The following is a 19,280-nucleotide window of genomic DNA, read 5'->3' as shown; positions in this document are numbered from 1 at the left end:
CTGCCGGGGCTGAGACCACATGCCGCCGGATAGCGCCCCTCCCGGCAGCATCGCCCTGATCACCGGCGCCAGCCGGGGCATCGGCCGCGCCACCGCCCTGGCCCTGGCCGATGCCGGGGCGCACTGCATCCTCACCGCCCGCACGCCGGGCGGGCTGGAGGAAACCGACGACCTGATCACCCGCCGCACCGGCCGGCCCGCCACCCTGCTGCCCATGGACCTGCGCGACGGCGCCGCGATCGACGCGCTGGGTCCCTCGATCGCCGCCCGCTTCGGCCGGCTGGACGTGCTGGTCCATTGCGCCGCCATGCTGGGCGTGCTCACGCCCGTCACCCACATGCGCGACACCGACTGGGACACCACGCTCGCGGTCAACGCCACCGCCGCCTGGCGGCTGATCCGCACCACCGCCCCCCTGCTGGACCGCGCCCCCGCCGGCCGCGCCCTGTTCCTGACCGACGGACACACCACCCGCCCCGCCAGTTTCTGGGGCATGATGGCCGCCTCGAAAGCAGTCATGGAGGCCGTGGTACTGACCTGGGCCGACGAAATCGGGCCGGACTCGGCGCTCCGGGTCAATCTCTACGACCCCGGCCCGGTCGCCACCCGCCTGCGGGTGCAGGCCATGCCCGCCGCCGACCTGTCCGCCCTGCCCCGGCCCGAACAGGCCGCCACCGCCATCGCCGCCCTGTGCCGGCCCGACGAGCAGCGCCACGGCCAACGGATCACGGCACACGCGAGAGCCTGACGCGCACGCCCGATCCTGTTATGACACCTTCATGGCCAAGAAACCCCAGACCCCCGGCACGCCGGCCACGCTGGCCCTCACCCGCGCCGGAATCGCCTTCACCGCCGTACTCTACAGCTACGACCCCGACGCCGACCGCCTGGGCGTCCAGGCCGCCGAAGCGATCGGCGAACCCCCGGCCCGCGTCTTCAAGACCCTGATGGCGGAAATCGACGGCAACGCCGTATGCGTCGTCGTGCCGTCGGACCACGAAGTCAGCATGAAGAAACTGGCCACCGCCTTCGGCGGCAAGAGCGCCAGGATGATGAAGCCGGCCGATGCCGAGCGCATCACCGGCTTCCGCGTCGGCGGCATCAGCCCGTTCGGGCAGAAGAAGCGCGTGCCCACGGCCTTCGCGCGGCAGGCCGCCGACCTGCCTTATCTTTATACCAATGGCGGCCAGCGCGGCTTGCAGGTACGCCTGGTACCGGCCGACGCATTGCGCGCCAGCGCGGCCATATTGGCGGATCTGACAGCGGAGTGATCTTCTTTTTCTGAAGAAAAAGAAGCAAAAAGACTTTTATCCGTTTTTCGATCTGCTTGCGGCAGGCGAGTTCGGGACGTGAGGCGGCCATTTGTCGGGCCGCATCACGTTCTAAAGATTCAAGAGTTTCTTGGGTCTTTTCTTACAGAAGAACGCCTTCTTATCCCTGCTGCTGCTGCGGGTCGGTCATCTGTACCGGCGCGGTCGGGAACTTGCCCGATTTCGCGATCACTTCCGGGTCCTCGTTCGCCGCCGGCAGATAGACATGCGGCAGAATGGCATTCAGCCGGCTCGCCACCTGGTCGCTGATATCGACCTGCGGCCCATGCAGCACGGTCAGGCCCGACTGCACCACCAGCGTCAGCCCGCGCGCCTTCGCCACGGTATGCACCACCTGGGCGATTTCACGCTGAACCTGATTCAACGCGATCTGGATATCTTCCTCCAGAATGCGGTTGCGATTGCCGAACTTGCGCTGATCGGCCGCCGCGCGCTGCTGCAAGGCGCGCTGCTGGGCCTCCGCCTCGGCCCGGGGCGCATTCATCATCTGCTGGCGCAGGGTCTGAAGCTGCTGTTCCTCGGTCCGCACCTCGCGGATCAGGGCATCGCGCCGCGCGGCCATTTCCTTCTCGACTTCCTGGATCGCAACCGATTGCCGCATGATCGCATCGGTATCGAACACGCCCACGATCGGCGCGGGCGGCTTGGCGCCAGGCGGCAACGGCGCGAAATCGGGCACCGGCGGCGCGGGCAGAAGCGGCTGCTGGTCGGCACCGGCGGGAGCGGAGGCGGGAGCGGAAGCCGCCGCGGGCGCGGGCGCTGCCGCATGCGCTGTCCGCGCCGCCGGCGCCGCCGCGAAAGCGGGGGTCAGGACGGCGCCCATCCCGGTCACAACGAAGAATCCAGCCAGAAGCCGGCGGCACGAGGGCCGGGAAATATCGGTCATGATCGCAATCCGTAAGGCAGGGAGCAAACGCGACGGCGCGAAGGCCGGAAACAGCAGAACAGCAATGCTGCCCTGCCTAGCCGATCACCGGGAGCCTGACCAGTCCTCGGCCGTTCAAACACGTACATGCAGGCACGACGATCAACCCCGGAACATGCCATACTTGCCCTCTCTCCCACTCTGAAAGGGTCCGTCGCCTTGAACCCGCGTCTCCATCGGCAGATTGCCGGCTGCCTCACCCTCGCCGCCCTGTGCCTGCCGCCGGCGCTGTCCTGCGCGCGCCACGCACCGGCCTCGGCCCCCCGGCCATCGCACTCCGCCTATCCCGATGGAACAGGCGACTCGCTGGTCGACCGGCTGAATGCGGCCCAGTTGCCGCAGAGCTATCGCGGGCCGCTCTATTATCGCGGCCAGCCCATCCCCCAGGCCCAGCCGATGGACGTGCAGAGCCTGCCGCCGAACGTGCCGCAGATCGTGCCCCCGCCACCACCCGGCGCCCGCGCGCCCGAGCCCTCCATGCGCCCGCCCGGCCTGACCGGTGGCCTGCTGCCGCCGCCGGAACCACCCTGCGCCGGAGCCTGCTGACAAACGCCCCAAAAGCCACAATTCCGCTGTAATTCGAGCGCAATCCACGGTTGTGGCGTCGGTGCGTGATGCAAATGTTCCCGACGTCACACCCCTATGCGGGCAAGCATCACAACATCGCATACAGCCGCCACATCACCGGCGTATGAGAGAGAAAGATCAGCCCCAGCCCCGAGGCGAACAGCAGCTTCAGCCCCAGCGGCCCGCCAGACGATACCAACGCATCCAGCGTCAAAGCCTGCATGCAGGGGTCGATCAGCCTGGCCGGGCGCCCGCGTGCGTCCCGCACGGGCGGCGCCGCGATCCGCGCCCGCCATTCCTGCCGCTGCCGCGCTTCTTCTCCCGCCGAAATCCTGGCCCGACCGTATAATTGCGTCACATAGCGATCCAGGTCCTCGACCCGATACATCAGGGTCCGCCCGTTCCGCGCCGCCGGGCGTGGCCCCGCATGCAGCAGGCCCAACATACGCAGCCGTCGCGCGGGAATGCCCAGATAAAGCGCAGCATCGACCAGCGGCAACATGCGCCGCAGCGGAAAAACGTGAACGGTCGCCAAGCCGTCACTGGCGCCATCCGGAGGAGTGAGGCCGCTCATCCCCCCGACGATGTTGCCCCGTGGCTTCGGCTGTCAATCATAACCTGCACCGACCGCAGGCGTGTTTCCGGATAAGCCTTATGCGATCTCGGTCTGTGTTGGCATGAGGGCAAAGAAAGAGCCTTCTTTTTCTGAAGAAAAAGAAGCAAAAAGACTTTTATTCGTTTAAGAACGCTCTCTACCCGCGCAGAAGAGTCCTAAACAGATCAAAAGTTTTTTGGTTCTTTTTTTCAAAAAAGAACAAATACTCAACGGCAGATATGCCGCTCCCCGTCCGCGCCGATATAAGTCCCGGTCAGCGGATCAAAGCACGCATTGGCCACGCAGGCATTCCCCGACGCCAGCGGCGCCGGATTCACCCGCGCCGCCATGGCCTGCGTCGCATGCGCCGCGGCACCGCAGAGCGGCGTATCGAGCGGCGCGGAGGGATCGTTCACCAGTTGCGCCTCGTTGGCGGGCGGCGGGGCTTCCGTCACCGTTCCCGGCGCGAACTGCAAGGGCGGATGCCGCACCGGCTGGCTCGCCACCGGCGCGGGGGGTTGGGCGCAGCCGGCCAGCAGAACCAGAACCGGCGGCACGCCCAGCGCCACCCGGCCGACCGAGCGCGCGAAAGAAGACCGGAGACGTGTGTTCATGGCTCTGTCCTGTGTCCTCCGGCCGGCTATCGGGCAAGCCGATCCGGTCCGATCCATCATCCGTCTTATCGCCCGCAGGGTCAAAGATCGAGCCGCCCCTGCGACCCGTCGGGCCGCAGCGCGCGAACCTCCGCCACGCCATCGGCGAATGTCAGTTCCAGCCGGCCATCCGGCCGCACGTCGGCCGCGCGGGTCACCGGCACGCCTGACGGATCGCGCACCAGCACATAGCCGCGCTCCAGCACCGCCATGGGCGACAGCGACTCCAGCCGCCCCGCCAGCCCGTTCAGATGGGCGCGCCGCTCGCGCACCATCCCCGCCAGCGGCGCCGCCGACAGGCGCATCCGGTCGGTTCGCGCCCGGCGGTCGCGCAGCGCCTGGCGCAGGCCCGAGAGCAGATGACTGGCCACGAGGTCCAACCGCGCCCGTGCCGGCCCCGTCAGCAGCAACGGCGAGGGCATCATGCGCCCGGTCGCCAGCAGGGCGGCGCGCCGCCGCTCGATCAGCCCCGGCAATGCACGGTCCAGCCGCTCGCCCCGGTCGTCCACCCGCATCCGCGCCGTGGCCAGCAGCGACGGCAGGTCGGGCATCCGCGCCGCCGCCCGGTCCAGCCGCAGCCGCGTGGTCTGCGTCAGGCGGGTCAACCCGCTGGTCAGGCGCGCGACACGATGCGCCAGGTCGGCCACCAGTTCGGCCCGCGCCGGCACCGCCATCTCGGCCGCCGCCGTGGGGGTGGGCGCGCGCCGGTCGGAGACGTAATCGATCAGCGTGGTGTCGGTCTCATGCCCGACCGCCGAAATCAGCGGAATGCGGCAGGCATCCACCGCCCGCAGCACGGCCTCGTCATTAAAGGCCATCAGGTCTTCCAGCGACCCGCCGCCGCGCGCGACGATCAGCACATCAGGGCGCGGCACCGCCCCGCGCCCGTCGATCGCATCGAACCCGGCGATGGCGGCGGCAATCTGCGCCGCGGCCCCTTCGCCCTGCACGGCGACCGGCCACACCAGCAGCCGGCGCGGAAAACGCCGGGCGACGGTGGTGCGGATATCATGCAGCACCGCCCCCTGCGCGGAGGTGACGATACCGATCACACCGGGCAGGAACGGCAGCGCCCGCTTGCGCGCGGCATCGAACAGCCCCTCGGCGGCCAGTTTCAGGCGCAGCCGCTCGATGCGCGCCAGCAGCGCCCCTTCGCCGGCATATTCCATCCGCTCGACGATCAACTGGTAGGACGAGCGCTCGCCATACGACGAGACCTTGCCGGTCGCGATGATTTCCAGCCCGTTTTCCGGCACCAGCCCCAGCCGCGACACCGACCCGCGCCAGACGACGCCCGAGATTTTCCCGCTCTCATCCTTCAGCGAGAAATAAAGATGGCCGGAGGAATAGCGTTTGAATTCCGTGATCTCGCCCCGCACGCGCACGCGGCCGAAGGTCCCCTCAAGCGTACGGCGGATCGCCCCCGAAATCTCGGAGACTGAATATTCGGGCACGTTACCCGGTCCGGGGCCACCGGAAGTGCGCAGCGTTTCGTCCATCGCCGTAAGGTAGGATAGACGCGCCGATCCCGAAAGACCGGACAGACCCGACCGGACTCATTCCCGACGGTGCCGCCGGCGTGGTCGCCGCTTTCCAGCCGTCACACCCCATCCCGGCCGGCCCCGGACGGTTGCCTCTGTTACCGATAGGGCGTAATGGGTAACACCATTAAAAGACTGTCTGAAAAGTGCCGATGTCGAGTCAAGAACGGCCTGCCGGGCCGGACACGATGGCGTCTGGCGCCCCGGCAGTGATCAGCGACGGCGGCGCGCTGCCCGCCATGCGCGCGCAATGCACCCGGTCGCCGCCGACGCGGTGCCGACGGCCCGCTTTTTCCCTTCTCCCGATCAGGCGCCACCTCCCGCGCCTTATGCCGCCTGATGCGCGTTTTCGTTGGCTGGACACTTCATTTTGGCAATAACCAGGGCAATATGATGAAAATTGCTTTATGGACCGCCCCTCTCTCCGACCCCGGCGATCCGGCCTGGTTCGATTGTGCCGCGCAATACCGGTTCCTGCGCGATCATTTCCCTGACCAGGCGGTAACGCTCTTTACCGACCAGCCTGACTCCGGCACGTCCCCGACCTCCGACATCGCCTCCCCGGCCGATCTTCCGCGCTGGTGTGCGGAACATGACGATGCCGTCCTCCTGGTCCATTACCGGGACGGCCCGCTTCCGCTCCTCGATCTTCTGACCAGCCGGCGCGCGCCCGTGATCCTGCGCTGGCATAACGCCACACCTCCCTGGTTCACGTTCGGCCGGCAGAATGCCGATGCACACGCCGCCCTGGCGGGCTACGAAACCATTGCCGAGATCGCGCGCCACCCCAACATCCACGTCTGGTGCAATTCGCCTTTCACGCGCGAACAGTTCCGTGCCCTGGGTGGCCGGGCCGACCGAAGCCGCGTCGTCTTTCCCGCAACACATGCCGTCGCGGAACAGGCGACACCAGAAGCACGAACGGCGCATGACACGTCCCCCCACGAAACGATCGTTCTGGTCATCGGACACGTCGCCCCCCACAAGGGGCAGATCAACGCCATCCATGTCGCCGAGCGGGTCAAGGCGCTCACCGGCCGCCCTCTCACGCTCCATTTCGTGGGCAATGGCTTCCACGATCCCACACCTTATGCCTGTGCCCTGCGCGACAGCATCGAAACGGCAGACTGCAAAATCGTGCTGCATGAAGGCATTTCACAGAGCACGTTGCGCGATCTCCACACCCGGTCGCATGCATGTCTCAGTCTTTCCGAACATGAGGGCTTCGGGCACGATGTCTTCGGCGCGCTGCTTGCTGGCGTTCCGGTGGTCGCCTGGGCGGTGACGGCGCTGGAAACCCTGCTGGATGGCCATCCTTTCGCTTTCCGGCATTTTGATATCGACACGTTCGCATCCGCCATCGCCGCCCTGCACGATCCGGCGGTGCGCAGCCGCGTTCTGGAATGCCAGGCAACGCTCCTGCCCCGCTATCGGCCCGAGATCACGAACGATCAGATTCTCGCGGGCCTGGCCGGCGTGTTTCCGACCGGCCGGCAGGACAAGGCGGCATCGGCGCCCGATGCGGATCTGGGCGAACCGTCGCTTGAGCGCTATCCCGCCATCCTCCGGCAGGTCGTGCGCGAATGGCATCGCGCGGCAGAGCATTTTCCGCAAAGCAGCGAAGCCGACCTGGCCTATGACAGCCATATCAACATCACCTCGCTTCACGACCTCAGGCTGACACGCGCACACACCGAGATGACGACAGCCCGGCGCTATGCGGCCCTGGCGACGGAAAACGATACCGACCTTCCAATCAGCCCAGCGGATTTCCAGTGCTTTCCCGCCGTCATCACCACGCCTGCGCGTCAATCCGGCTCCACTGGCACGGCACGGCGTTATCCTGCCAGGCCCCTTGTCACCGGCCCCTCCATCACCCTGCCCGCCGGCGCCTATCGGATACGCTTCATCCTCGACATCACGCTCCACACCCCAGGCGAACTGACGGTCGATATCGAAGCCGTCGTGAACGGCACGCACGTCGTTGGTCGCGACTGCCTGACACGCCGGCCGGGAGAGAAAATGCCCCCCGCCGGCGTTACCTTCGAGACGGCGGACGCATCCGCCCCGGTCACGTTTCGCATCCATCCCCGCCAGGCTTTCACAGGGACGGTGACGTTCGGCGGTGCCAGGCTGCGGAACGCACATCGCGGTTTCACGGTCGAGCACGAGACCGAAGACCAGGAAAATCCGCCGCTTCCGGTATCGGAGATCGAAACGCTGCTGACAGGGGGGCGCGGCCGCGCTGTTCTGGGCAAGGTTCGTGCCCGCCGTCTTTTCCGCGCCGGCGACGTTGCGCGTGACGAAGCCCAATGGGCGGGCGCGGCCAGGCTCTATTTAAAGGGGTTGCTGCTGCAACCGGATCATTTCGACTATACCGTTCAATGTGCCCATATGCTCAAGGAAACAGGGGCGATGGCCGTGGCGGAGCGGTTTTATCTGCGGGCGCTCGGCATGCGCCCCGACGATCCCGATCTCACTCTTCAGATCGGCCATTTCTACAAGATAACCGGACGGCCCGACGACGCGCGACGGTATTACGAAGCCGCCGCGGCCACCCGGCATCCCGCCGCCAGCCTGGCGCGTGCCGAACTTCAGGGGGCAGGATCGTGACATCGCCCGCGCCATCGCCCGGAACCTCGGACCAGCCATTCATGAAAATCGCTTTCCTTGTTCAGGGCCTGTTCGAAATCAGCGACTCGATCGGCTTCGATTGCGTCTATCAATATCGTCTCCTGCGCGACATGCCGGGCGGCGAAACAGCCCGCCTGTTCGCCGAGCGTTTCGACCAGGCCCGCCACCCCGACGTGCCGATCGAGGACCTGCCCCAATTCCACGCATGGTGCGACGAAAACCCCGATGGCATCATCATCTATCATTATTGCGGCGCATGGCCGGCGATCGACGATTTCCTGCGCGGGCGCCCTGCCCGCGCGGTCATACGCTGGCACAACAACACCGCGCCGTGGTTCTACCTCTCCCAGTCCACGCACCTGTCGCATACGCTGGCAGGATTCGAAAACATCGTTGCCCTCGCACAGGCACCGCATCTGCGTTTCTGGGTCAATTCGGACTTCACACGCGACCAGTTCGCAGCCCTGGGCGGCGATCCCGGCCGATGCACGACCGTCTTCCCCGCGAGCCGTTACCTGACCGCCGCGACAAACCCCGACAGCACGCCGCGGCACCGGATTTTCCCGCAGGAAGGGCCGATCAATCTCGTCTTCGTCAGCCGCGTGGTGGCCCATAAGGGCCATCGCTCCATCGTGGCGATCGCCCGGCGCGTCGCGGCCCTCACCGGCCGCCCCGTCATCGTGCGCTTCGCCGGCCGGGAAGATGACGTCAAGAAGGACATCGCGGCATTCGCGGCGAAGCTCCAGGTCGATGTCCGTTTCCTGGGCGAGATTTCCGAAGCCGAACTCAGCGCGCTCTACAGGCAGTCCGACGCACTTCTCTGCCTCTCCGAGCATGAAGGATTCGGCCTGCCCGTCTTCGAGGCCATGCGGTGCGACCTGCCGGTCGTCGCCTGGCGCAATACGGCGCTGGACTCCCTTCTCGCCGAGCATCCGCTGGCCTTCCAGCATTACGACCTGAACCTGTTCGCCGCCGCCGTGGCCAGCCTTGCGGACCCGCTGGTGCACAGTCAGGTCCTCGACGCCCAGCAGCATATCCGCGAACATTATTCCCCGCGCGTGGTGCGCGACCAGATCACGCAAGGTCTCCGCCGTCTGGCCGAAAACGACCGAGAGACGACGATGGCCAGGCTGCGCGCGCTGTCGGAGGACACCAGCGCCCTGACGCCCGACATCGAAAAAGCCCTCGGCGGCTGGCTGCTGCGCGCGGGCGAGACCGCACGCGGCAGCCAGCCGCCCGCGATCGACGCGTTCGAAACCGCGGTGCTGCATGACAGCGGCAGCAATCTCGTCTCGTTCCACGATCTCCGGATGTTCCGCGATCTCACAGAGGGGCGGGAGGCCCTCCATGCCGCGGCGTTTGGAGCGCCAGCAACGCAGGGGCAGCTCCATTTCGGGGCGGAACTGTTCACTGGCCGCGATTCCAGACTGGTCGACGGCAGGCTGGACTTCGCGGCCGGCCCCTACCCATCCGGCCACCGGATCTTCGGACCCTATCTCACCTTGCCGAAAGGCTATTTCGAGGTCGTATTCGATCTCGTCATCGACCCTGCCGGCAACCCGTTCGCCAGCGACGTGGTGATCGACGTCTTCTGCATGCCCGGCGGCGTCGTCGGCAGGCACCGGCTGCGTGCCGCGACAATCGGGCCATCCACAATCTTTACGCTGCGTTTCGACCTGCCGGCCGGCGATCCGACCACCGAATTCCGCGTTGCATTCTCCAAGCCCTTTTCGGCCGCGCTTTCCTTCGGCGGCGTCACCATCCGGCGCGCCGGGCCACGACCGCCCGAGCGGCGCAGCCTGCTCGCCGGCCTGGGAAGAACCGTGGACAGGCTCGTGAAACGCGGGCGGAAACGCCGGTCATGACCCCGCGCCGCCGCAAAGGACATCGTCCCGCCGCGCCGGGTATGATAGAGACGGCCTCCCCGGACAGCCGGGGATGTCAGATATGTCAGCAACAGGGACGGTAACGTGATGCGGGTGCTTCTGGTCGGATCGGGTGGACGGGAACATGCGATGGCGGCAGCGATCGCCCGCTCGCCGGCGCTGGAGGCCCTGTTCATCGCGCCCGGCAATCCGGGCACCGCCGCGCTGGGCACCAATGTCGCCATCGCCGTCGACGACGTACCGGCCCTGGTGGCCTTCGCAAAGGCCGAGCGGATCGACCTGGTGGTGCCTGGCCCCGAAGCCCCGCTGGTCGCCGGCCTGGCCGATGCCTGCCGCGACGCCGGCATCCCCTGCGCCGGCCCCAGCCGCGCCGCCGCCGAACTGGAAGGCAGCAAGAGCTTCACCAAGGAAGTCTGCGACGCCGCCTCCATCCCCACCGCCCGCTGGGAACGGTTCGACGCAGCCGCCCCGGCGCTGGATTTCGTCCGCCGCCGTGGCGCGCCGATCGTGATCAAGGCCGACGGCCTGGCCGCCGGCAAGGGCGTGGTCGTCGCGATGACGGTCGCGGAAGCCGAAGAGGCCATCCGGTCCATGATGGACGATGCCGCCCTCGGCGCCGCCGGACAGTCGGTGGTGATCGAGGAATGCCTGATGGGCGACGAAGTGTCGCTGTTCGCCTTCTGCGCCGACGAAACCGCCGTGCTGATCGGCGCGGCGCAGGACCACAAGCGCATCGGCGAGGGCGACACCGGCCCCAACACCGGCGGCATGGGCGCGGTCTCGCCCCCCGCCGGCTTCGACCGTGCAAGGCAGGAAGCCGCGCTCGACCTGCTGGTACGCCCGATGCTGGCGGAAATGGCGCGGCGTGGCACACCCTTCCGTGGCGTCATCTTCGCCGGCCTGATGCTGACGGCCGACGGCCCGAAACTGATCGAATATAACGTCCGCTTCGGCGACCCCGAGGCCCAGGCCCTGCTGATCCGCCTGCAATCCGACCTGCTGCCGGCCCTGGCCTCGGTCGCCGCCGGCACGCTGGACGCGGCGGACATCCGCTTCTCCGACGATCACTCCATCAGCATCGTCCTCGCCGCGCGCGGATACCCCGGCAAGCCCGCCGCCGGCGGCGTGATCACGGGGCTGGAACAGGCCGAAGCCCAGCCCGGCGTCCATATCTTCCATGCCGGCACCAAACGGAACGACCAGGGCCAGCTCGTCGCCGCCGGTGGCCGTGTCCTGACCGTCTGTGCCACGGGTGCCACCTTGGGTGAAGCCCGCTCCCGCGCCTACAACGCCATCCCCGCCATCCATTGGGAAGACGCCATCTGGCGGCGCGATATCGGCGACCGCGCCCTGCGCGCCGCGACCGAAAACCCCTCCCACTGAAACCCGCCGCAGGCAGCGTCATCCCCATGATGACGCTGCCCGGAACATCCGGTGCCTTTTTCTACTGCCACACGGATGGGCGGTAGGAGATCAGTTTTCTACAGATCTTCTGGATGATCGGGCGTTTCATGGATCACGCCGCAATGACGGACGCGGAGAGGGCTTTGGTCTTGCCATGCGCGCCTGCGGCGAGGCGGACACCCTCGAACGACAGACATGCGCGAAGTCGTCAACACCATGCTTTATATCGCGTCAGGCGGGCGGGCGTGGCGTCGCCTGCCGAAATGCTTTCCACCGGTCTCGACGGTCCGACGTTACTTTTATGCGTGGCGTGATGCCGGACTGTTCGAGGTGCCGTTGGGTCGTTGCCGGCGGCGCGCCAAAGATTGGGAAAAGTCCGTAGCCTCATCAAACGCATGGACCCTGATCGCATCAATCCGAATGCTCACCCGCAGAGCCGCAAAACATTGTCATCATTGAAAAACTTTCGGATCAGACTCTCAATCGCTGTTTCTGGTTCCCAGGGAGAGAAGACATTCTCAGAACCTGTCTGGACATGTGGGGTGAAGGGCAAGATCGACCCAAAATGTCGCGTCCGGCGTGTATTTCCAGAACAGGCTCTCATCCCGCGGGAAGCGGCTGGCTGCCCTCCCCTCCAAAGTGATTTCTGTTCCGCGCCAGGGATTGCATGTCAGATGGCGCAGGCTTAAGCCCCGTTTCATGAGCACCACCGCACCCGCCTGCCCGCAATGCACTCTGGACGAAACGCATATCGACGGTACGAACCATGTCTGCGATACGTGCGGCTATGAATGGCCCGTCGAGATCGCGGATACGGCACCGCCGGAAGAAACGGTCCGCGATGCCAACGGCGTCGCACTGGCCGACGGCGACACCGTGGTCGTCATCAAGGATCTGAAGGTCAAAGGCTCGTCAACGACGCTGAAGGTCGGCACCAAGATCAAGAACATCCGCCTGCGCGGCGGCGACCATGCGGTCGAAGCGGGCGGCTACATGCTGAAAGCCGAGTTCCTGCGCAAGGCATGAACGAACACAGGGCCGGACAAAGCCGGCTCTTCATCTTCTATTATCCAAAGCACAAAAAAAACGCCCGGCCATCGAAATGACCGGGCGCGACAGAAACGACTGCGAACGTGCGATCAGATATGGATCGCGCGCTTCTCCACATCCAGCGCCGCTTCCTTGACCGCCTCACTCAGCGTCGGGTGGGCATGGCAGGTCCGGGCGATGTCTTCCGACGAAGCACCGAATTCCATCGCCAGCGTGGCTTCGGCGATCAGTTCGCCGGCGCCGGGGCCGATGATATGCACGCCCAGCACCTTGTCGGTGGTGGCATCGGCCAGCACCTTCACGAAACCGTCGGTCATGCCCATGGCGCGGGCGCGGCCGTTGGCGGTGAAGGGGAACTTGCCGGTCTTGTAGGCGACGCCGGCACCCTTCAGGTCTTCCTCGGTGCGGCCGACGGTCGCGACCTCCGGCCAGGTGTAGACGACGCCGGGGATGGCATCGTAATTCACATGGCCCGCCTGGCCGGCCAGGATCTCGGCGATGGCAACGCCCTCATCCTCGGCCTTGTGCGCCAGCATCGGGCCGGCAATCACGTCGCCGATCGCATACACGCCCGGCACATTGGTCGCGTAGTGCGCGTCGGTGACAACACGGCCGCGCTTGTCCAGCGCCACGCCGGCTTCTTCCAGGCCCATGCCCTTGCTGGCAGCGGTGCGACCGATCGCCAACAGCACGATATCGGCATCCAGCGTCTCGGCGGCGCCACCGGCCGCCGGCTCGACGGTCAGCGTCACGCCCTTGCCGGTCTTCTCGGCCTTGGTAACCTTGTGGCCCAGCTTGAACTGGAGACCCTGCTTGGTCAGGATGCGCTGGAACTGCTTGGCGATTTCGCCATCCGTGCCCGGCACCAGACGGTCGAGATATTCGACCACCGTGACCTCGGCGCCCAGACGGTGCCACACGCTGCCCAGTTCCAGACCGATCACACCGCCGCCGATGACGACCAGCTTCTTCGGCACGGCCGACAGTTCCAGCGCGCCGGTCGACGTGACGACGACTTTCTCATCGACTTCGACGCCCGGCAGGCCGGCGCTGTCGCTGCCGCTGGCGATCACGATGTGCTTCGCCGTTACCGGCTTGCCGTCAACGGTGATGCGGCCGGTGCCTTCCAGCTTGCCGAAGCCCTTCAGCCAGGTGACCTTGTTCTTCTTGAACAGGAACTCGACGCCCTTGACGTTGGCATCGACCACCTCGGCCTTGCGCGCCATCATCCGCTTCAGATCCAGCTTGACGCTGTCGATCAGGATGCCATGGCCCGCGTAATCATGGCCGGCGGCATGGAAATTCTCGGAGGATTGCAGCAGCGCCTTGGAGGGAATGCAGCCGACATTCAGACAGGTGCCGCCCAGCGTCGCGCGCTTCTCGACGCAGGCGACCTTGAAGCCAAGCTGCGCCGCGCGGATGGCGCAGACATAACCGCCGGGACCGGCACCGATGACGATCACATCGTAATCGGTCTCGGCCGGGGGGGCGACCGCCGGGGCGGCGGGAGCGGGAGCCGGCGCGGCCTTGGCCTCGGCAGGCTTCGCCGCCGGGGCGGGCTTGGCGGCGGCGGGCTTCGCCGGGGCGGCGCCGGCACCGTCCTCGACGGTGGTCAGCACGGCGCCGACGGCCACTTCGTCACCCTCGGCCACGGCATGCGCGCCCAGACGGCCGGCCGACGGCGCGGCGACCTCGACGCTGACCTTGTCGGTCTCCAGTTCCACCACCGGTTCGTCGGCGGCAACGCTGTCGCCCGGCTGCTTCAGCCACTTGCCGATCGTGGCCGTGGTCACGCTCTCGCCGAGAGTCGGCACCTTGATTTCAATGGTCATCTTCTTGTCCTGCGTTCGCTGCGTCGGAATCAGATCGGCGGACCGGGCCGAAAGCCCGGTCCGCCCCGGCGCATCAGACCTCGAGCAGCAGACGGCGCGGGTCTTCCACGTTCTGCTTCACGCGCACCAGGAAGCTGACGGCTTCCTTGCCGTCGACGATGCGGTGATCGTAGGTCAGGGCGATATACATCATCGGCCGGATCACGACCTGCCCGTTCAGGGCGATCGGCCGATCCACGATGGCATGCATGCCCAGGATGGCCGACTGCGGCGCGTTGATGATCGGCGTCGACATCAGCGAGCCGTAGATGCCGCCATTGGTGATCGAGAACGTGCCGCCCGACAGTTCGTCCAGCTTCAGCGACCCGTCACGCGCGCGCTTGCCGAAGCCCGCGATCGCGCTCTCGATTCCGGCGAAGCTCAGCTTCTCCGCGTCGCGGATCACCGGCACCACCAGCCCGTTGGGTCCACCGACCGCGATGCCGAGATTGACGAACTCGCGATAAATGATGTCCTCGCCATCGATCTCGGCATTGACCGCCGGGAATTCCTTCAGCGCCGCCATCACCGCCTTGGCGAAGATCGACATGAAGCCCAGCTTGGTGCCGCCATGCTTCTTCTCGAAGGCGTCGCGATATTCGGCGCGCAGTTCCTTCGCCGCCGTCATGTCCACCTCGTTGAAGGTGGTCAGCAGGGCGGCGGTGTTCTGGGCGTCCTTCAGGCGGCGGGCGATGGTCCGGCGCAGGCGGGTCATCTTCACCCGTTCCTCGCGCGGATCGTCGGTGCGCGGCGTGGCGGGGGCGGCAGCGGCCTTGGCCACCGGCGGCTGGGCCAGGAACGACAGCACGTCACCCTTGGTCACCCGGCCGTCCTTGCCGGTGCCGGTGCCGATCTCGGCGGTCGAGATCCCCTTCTCGGCCATCATCTTCTGCGCCGACGGCATCGGGGCATGGGCCGCGCCCTGCGCCGCGACATCGGAGGGCGGGGTGGCGGGACGCGCGACCGGACCGGCGGCGACCGGCTGGGCCTGCACGCCGGCAGGGGCCTTCGGGGCCTCGGGGGCCTTGGCGGGCGCGGCTGCCTTGGGGGCGCCGCTGCCGGCCTCGACCGACGCCAGGATGGTCCCGACCTCGACCTCGGCGCCTTCGGCGACGAGCTGCGGCCCCAGCACGCCGGCTTCGGGTGCTGCGACCTCGACGCTGACCTTGTCGGTCTCCAGCTCCACCACCGGTTCGTCGGCGGCGACGCTGTCACCCGGATTCTTCAGCCACTTGGCAATCGTGGCGGTCGTCACGCTCTCGCCCAGTGTCGGAACCTTGATCTCGGCAGACATCTTTCTTTCCATTCCCTCTGCCGGTCAGATCCGCGTGCTGGAACGGGGCATGGCCTTCCATGCCCCCCACCCGTCGTCTGCCGGCTTGTGTATTCTCAACTTAACCAGACTGAAGCCGGCGCGAAAAGACCGCGCCGGCCGACCTGCGAACGTCCCGGCCCGCTGGCCGGGACGCACCCTCAGGCCACGCCCAGCGCGCTGGCGACCAGGGCCGCCTGTTCGCTGGCATGCACGCGGGCCAGACCCGTTGCCGGGCTGGCGGCCGCGACGCGGCCGACATAGATCGGACGCCCGCCCTTGCGGCCCACCTTGCCCATCACGCCCTCGATCAGGCGATCGACGAAGGTCCATCCCCCCATGTTCTCGGGCTCTTCCTGGCACCAGATCACCTGGGCCTTGGGATAGAGCGCAAGCTGTTCGGCCAGCAGCTTTTCCGGGAAGGGATAGAACTGCTCCAGCCGCAGGATCGCGACCTTGTCCAGCCCACGCTCGCGCCGCTCGGCCAGCAGGTCGTAATAGACCTTGCCCGAGCAGATCACGACCCGCTCCACCTTGTCACCCGACGCGATCGGATCGATCTCGCCGATGACGGGGCGGAACGTGGTGCCCGACGCGAACTCTTCCAGATTGGACACCGCGAGACGATGACGCAGCAGCGATTTCGGCGTCATGATCACCAGCGGCTTGCGGTAATCCATCTTGAGCTGGCGACGCAGGGCGTGGAAATAGTTCGCCGGCGTGGTGATGTTGCACACCCGCATGTTGTTCTCGGCGCAGAGCTGGAGGTAACGCTCCAGACGGGCCGAGGAATGTTCCGGACCCTGGCCTTCATAGCCGTGCGGCAGCAGCAGCACGAGGCCCGACATGCGCAGCCACTTGGTCTCGCCCGATGCGATGAACTGGTCGATGATGACCTGCGCACCGTTGGCGAAGTCACCGAACTGGCCTTCCCACAGCACCAGCGCGTTCGGATCGGCCAGCGAGTAGCCATATTCGAAGCCCAGCACGCCGAATTCGGACAGCAGCGAGTTATAGACCTCGAACACGCCCTGCGCCGGGTCGATATTGTTCAGCGGCGCATAGGTGTTCTGGTTGACCTGATCGATCAGCACCGCATGGCGCTGGCTGAAGGTGCCGCGCTGGCAATCCTCGCCCGACAGGCGGACGCGATGCTTTTCCAGCAGCAGCGAGCCGAAGCCCAGGGCCTCGCCCGTCGCCCAGTCGATGCCTTCGCCGGTCTCGAACATCGCAGCCTTGGCCTTGAGCTGGCGCACGATCTTCGGGTTGACGTTGAAATCGGCCGGGGCGGTGCTGATGGCGGCGCCGATCTTGCGCAGCGCCTCGACCGGAATACCGGTCGCCGGCTCGGCATCCACTTTGCCCACCGGCGGCGGCTTCAGGCCCGTCCAGGCGCCTTCCAGCCAGTCGGCCTTGTTGGGCTTGTAGGTCTGCGCGGCCTGATAGGCTTCTTCCAGCTTGTTGTGGAACGCATCCCACTGCGCCGCGGCGTCGGCCTCGCTCACCACGCCTTCGCGCGCCAGACGGTCGGCATAGAGCGTGCGCACCGTCGGCCGGGCGGCGATGGCCTTGTACATCGTCGGCTGGGTGAAGGACGGCTCGTCGGACTCGTTATGGCCGTGGCGGCGATAGCCCACGATGTCCAGCACGATGTCGGTCGCGAATTTCTGGCGGAAATCGGCCGCCAGACGCGCGCAGTAGATCACGGCTTCGGGCTCGTCGCCATTGACGTGCAGGATCGGCGCCTGCACCGCCTTGGCAACGTCCGTGCAATACAGGCCGGAGAACGCATGGGCCGAAACGGTGGTGAACCCGATCTGGTTGTTCACCACGATATGGACCGTGCCGCCGGTGCGATAGCCGATCAGTTGCGACATCGCCATGGTCTCGTAGACCAGGCCCTGGCCGGCGAAGGCGGCATCGCCATGCATCAGCACCGCCATATGGCGGCTGCGCACATTCGGGTCGTCATCGTCCTGGGCCGCGCGCACCTTGCCGATCACCACCGGATCGACGGCTTCCAGATGCGACGGGTTGGGCTGGAGCGAGATGTGCACCGGGTTGCCGTCGATATCCACGTCGGTCGAGGTGCCGAGATGGTATTTGACATCGCCCGAGCCCTGCACGTCGTCCGGCTTGAACGAGGCGCCGGCGAATTCGCTGAAGATGGCCGTGTAGGGCTTGCGTACGATGTTGACCAGCGTGTTCAGGCGGCCGCGATGCGGCATGCCGATCGCCACCGTGCGCACGCCGTCCTTGGCCACCTGGTCGATCAGCGCGTGCAGCGCGGGAATGGTGACGTCCTCGCCTTCCAGCCCGAACCGCTTGGTGCCGACATAGCGCTTCTGGCAGAACGCCTCGAAACCCTCGGCCTCGGTCAGATGGCTCAGGATCAGCTTCTTTTCTTCGACCGAGGCCCCGGCGCGCCAGTTGTCGCCTTCCAGCCGCTGCTGCAACCAGTTGCGCTGCTCGGGGTCCTGCACATGCATGTATTCCGAGCCGATCGGCCCGCAATAGACGGCGCGCAGCGCGTCCAGCACCTGGTTGATCGTCGCGGTCTGCTTGCCGATCAGGTTGGAAACGATCTTGCCCAGATAGATCGGGCGGTCGAGATCCTTCGGGCCGAACCCGTAGGTCTCGGGGTCGAGATCGGTATGGGGCTTCGGCACCTGCAACCCCAGCGGATCGAGCCGGGCCTCAAGGTGGCCGCGCACGCGATAGGCGCGGATCAGCTGCGTCGCGCGCAGGCTGTCATCGGCCGCCGCATTCAGGCTCTCCGCCGAGACGGGCGCGCCCTTGGCCGGGGCCGCCACCACGTCGCCGCCATCGATGCTGGACGGGCGCGGCGCCCACGAGGCCCCTTCCGCGTCATGCAAAATCGCAGCGCCTTCCTCGTCCATCGCCGCGAACAGCGATGCGAAAGAAGGATCGACGCTGCCGGGGTCCGCCGCCCAGCGAGCATACAGGTCGGCCAGATAGGCCGTGTTGGCTCCGCTGAACGCGGTCGACAGGATATCTACGCCCGCCATCTTGAAGACATCTCCTCGTTCATGACCTGACCGGCCACGTCATTATCCGGGCCGGAGCCATCGCCGCCAATCATGGCGGAATATCGGCCCCGGCCGTTTATCGTCTCAACCCTAACGCCACCTTCGGCCATCCGCCGCCATCTTTCGCCACGGTCAGGATTGCTTCGCACGCATACTCACCTTTCCGTTTCCACCCGCCTGCGCGACGGGGCACGGAACCCGCGACCAGACGCAAAGCGCACCAACGGCGGCAAAACCGGCGGACGACCCGAAGGGCCGCCCATACCCAAGCAAAGAGCGAACCACTTGCCTACCGCCGCACCGCTCACACCACCGCCATATGCGTCACGATACCGTGACGGAAGGGAACGCCCGCACCGAAGGCCGAACACCCCATGCCGCCGCCCGCGCACCCCGGCGCGCATGGTCCGGAAGACCCTGCCACCGCCCCGCACCCACCCGTTGGACATGATGAAAAGAAA

General features: G+C 66.6%; 14 protein-coding genes and 2 pseudogenes. 9 read left to right on the top strand and 7 right to left on the bottom strand.

Annotation, left to right across the window (positions count from 1 at the left end; genetic code table 11):
- Window positions 1-19 precede the first annotated feature (19 nt).
- Both HLH25_RS05495 and ybaK read left to right on the top strand, forming a co-directional pair.
- Window positions 20-748, top strand: coding sequence for an SDR family NAD(P)-dependent oxidoreductase (locus tag HLH25_RS05495; protein ID WP_182973131.1), 729 nt, complete (start codon window positions 20-22; stop codon window positions 746-748).
- 31 nt (window positions 749-779) lie between these two features.
- Entirely contained in the window at window positions 780-1,271 is a 492-nt protein-coding gene (gene ybaK / locus HLH25_RS05490) for a Cys-tRNA(Pro) deacylase (RefSeq protein ID WP_182973130.1), read from the top strand.
- A gap of 160 nt (window positions 1,272-1,431) precedes the next feature.
- Here the strand turns inward: ybaK and HLH25_RS05485 are convergent, their stop codons facing one another.
- Window positions 1,432-2,217 carry an OmpH family outer membrane protein gene (locus HLH25_RS05485; protein ID WP_182973129.1) on the bottom strand — a complete coding sequence of 262 codons (786 nt, stop codon included), beginning with the start codon at window positions 2,215-2,217 and terminating at the stop codon, window positions 1,432-1,434.
- 198 nt (window positions 2,218-2,415) lie between these two features.
- On the opposite strand from HLH25_RS05485, the gene HLH25_RS05480 reads away from it, so the two are divergent.
- Complete coding sequence (locus tag HLH25_RS05480; protein ID WP_182973128.1) at window positions 2,416-2,802, top strand: hypothetical protein; 387 nt, start codon at window positions 2,416-2,418, stop codon at window positions 2,800-2,802.
- A gap of 109 nt (window positions 2,803-2,911) precedes the next feature.
- Here the strand turns inward: HLH25_RS05480 and HLH25_RS05475 are convergent, their stop codons facing one another.
- The 3 genes from HLH25_RS05475 to xseA all read right to left on the bottom strand — a co-directional run bounded on the left by HLH25_RS05475 (window position 2,912) and on the right by xseA (window position 5,570).
- Window positions 2,912-3,358, bottom strand: coding sequence for a DNA-binding protein (locus tag HLH25_RS05475; RefSeq protein WP_310889049.1), 447 nt, complete (start codon window positions 3,356-3,358; stop codon window positions 2,912-2,914).
- A 287-nt stretch (window positions 3,359-3,645) separates the two neighbouring features.
- Window positions 3,646-4,032 (bottom strand): BA14K family protein, encoded by a 387-nt coding sequence (locus tag HLH25_RS05470; RefSeq protein WP_182973126.1) that lies wholly within the window; start codon window positions 4,030-4,032, stop codon window positions 3,646-3,648.
- A gap of 80 nt (window positions 4,033-4,112) precedes the next feature.
- Window positions 4,113-5,570, bottom strand: a complete 1,458-nt coding sequence (xseA, locus tag HLH25_RS05465) for an exodeoxyribonuclease VII large subunit (RefSeq protein ID WP_182973125.1) — start codon at window positions 5,568-5,570, stop codon at window positions 4,113-4,115.
- 432 nt (window positions 5,571-6,002) lie between these two features.
- Between xseA and HLH25_RS05460 the strand changes: the two genes are divergently transcribed.
- From HLH25_RS05460 to HLH25_RS05440, 6 genes and pseudogenes are all read left to right on the top strand, one after another.
- The gene (locus tag HLH25_RS05460) at window positions 6,003-8,225 is read left to right on the top strand and encodes a glycosyltransferase family 4 protein (protein WP_182973124.1); all 2,223 of its coding nucleotides are present in this window, start codon (window positions 6,003-6,005) and stop codon (window positions 8,223-8,225) included.
- A 41-nt stretch (window positions 8,226-8,266) separates the two neighbouring features.
- On the top strand, window positions 8,267-10,111 hold the full coding sequence (locus HLH25_RS05455; protein ID WP_182973123.1) for a glycosyltransferase family 4 protein: 1,845 nt from the start codon (window positions 8,267-8,269) through the stop codon (window positions 10,109-10,111).
- 108 nt (window positions 10,112-10,219) lie between these two features.
- Window positions 10,220-11,515 (top strand): phosphoribosylamine--glycine ligase, encoded by a 1,296-nt coding sequence (gene purD, locus HLH25_RS05450; RefSeq protein ID WP_182973122.1) that lies wholly within the window; start codon window positions 10,220-10,222, stop codon window positions 11,513-11,515.
- Between the two features lie 143 nt (window positions 11,516-11,658).
- Window positions 11,659-11,869: pseudogene (locus HLH25_RS20845) on the top strand (transposase); the annotation flags it as partial.
- Between the two features lie 3 nt (window positions 11,870-11,872).
- A pseudogene (locus HLH25_RS20840) lies at window positions 11,873-11,995 on the top strand (IS5/IS1182 family transposase); the annotation flags it as partial.
- A gap of 240 nt (window positions 11,996-12,235) precedes the next feature.
- Window positions 12,236-12,562 carry a zinc ribbon domain-containing protein YjdM gene (locus HLH25_RS05440; RefSeq protein WP_182973121.1) on the top strand — a complete coding sequence of 109 codons (327 nt, stop codon included), beginning with the start codon at window positions 12,236-12,238 and terminating at the stop codon, window positions 12,560-12,562.
- A gap of 113 nt (window positions 12,563-12,675) precedes the next feature.
- On the opposite strand, the gene lpdA is transcribed toward HLH25_RS05440, so the two are convergent.
- The 3 genes from lpdA to HLH25_RS05425 form a co-directional block, all read right to left on the bottom strand.
- Window positions 12,676-14,418, bottom strand: coding sequence for a dihydrolipoyl dehydrogenase (gene lpdA / locus HLH25_RS05435; protein ID WP_114725458.1), 1,743 nt, complete (start codon window positions 14,416-14,418; stop codon window positions 12,676-12,678).
- 73 nt (window positions 14,419-14,491) lie between these two features.
- Window positions 14,492-15,751 carry a 2-oxoglutarate dehydrogenase complex dihydrolipoyllysine-residue succinyltransferase gene (odhB, locus tag HLH25_RS05430; protein ID WP_182973120.1) on the bottom strand — a complete coding sequence of 420 codons (1,260 nt, stop codon included), beginning with the start codon at window positions 15,749-15,751 and terminating at the stop codon, window positions 14,492-14,494.
- Window positions 15,752-15,930: 179 nt separating this feature from the next.
- Window positions 15,931-18,798, bottom strand: coding sequence for a 2-oxoglutarate dehydrogenase E1 component (locus HLH25_RS05425; RefSeq protein ID WP_182973119.1), 2,868 nt, complete (start codon window positions 18,796-18,798; stop codon window positions 15,931-15,933).
- Window positions 18,799-19,280 lie beyond the last annotated feature (482 nt).

The organism is Gluconacetobacter dulcium (assembly GCF_014174165.1).
GTDB classification, from domain to species: domain Bacteria; phylum Pseudomonadota; class Alphaproteobacteria; order Acetobacterales; family Acetobacteraceae; genus Gluconacetobacter; species Gluconacetobacter dulcium.
Note: the sequence above shows the minus strand (reverse complement) of the source record. Positions and strands in the feature narration are given on the sequence as shown.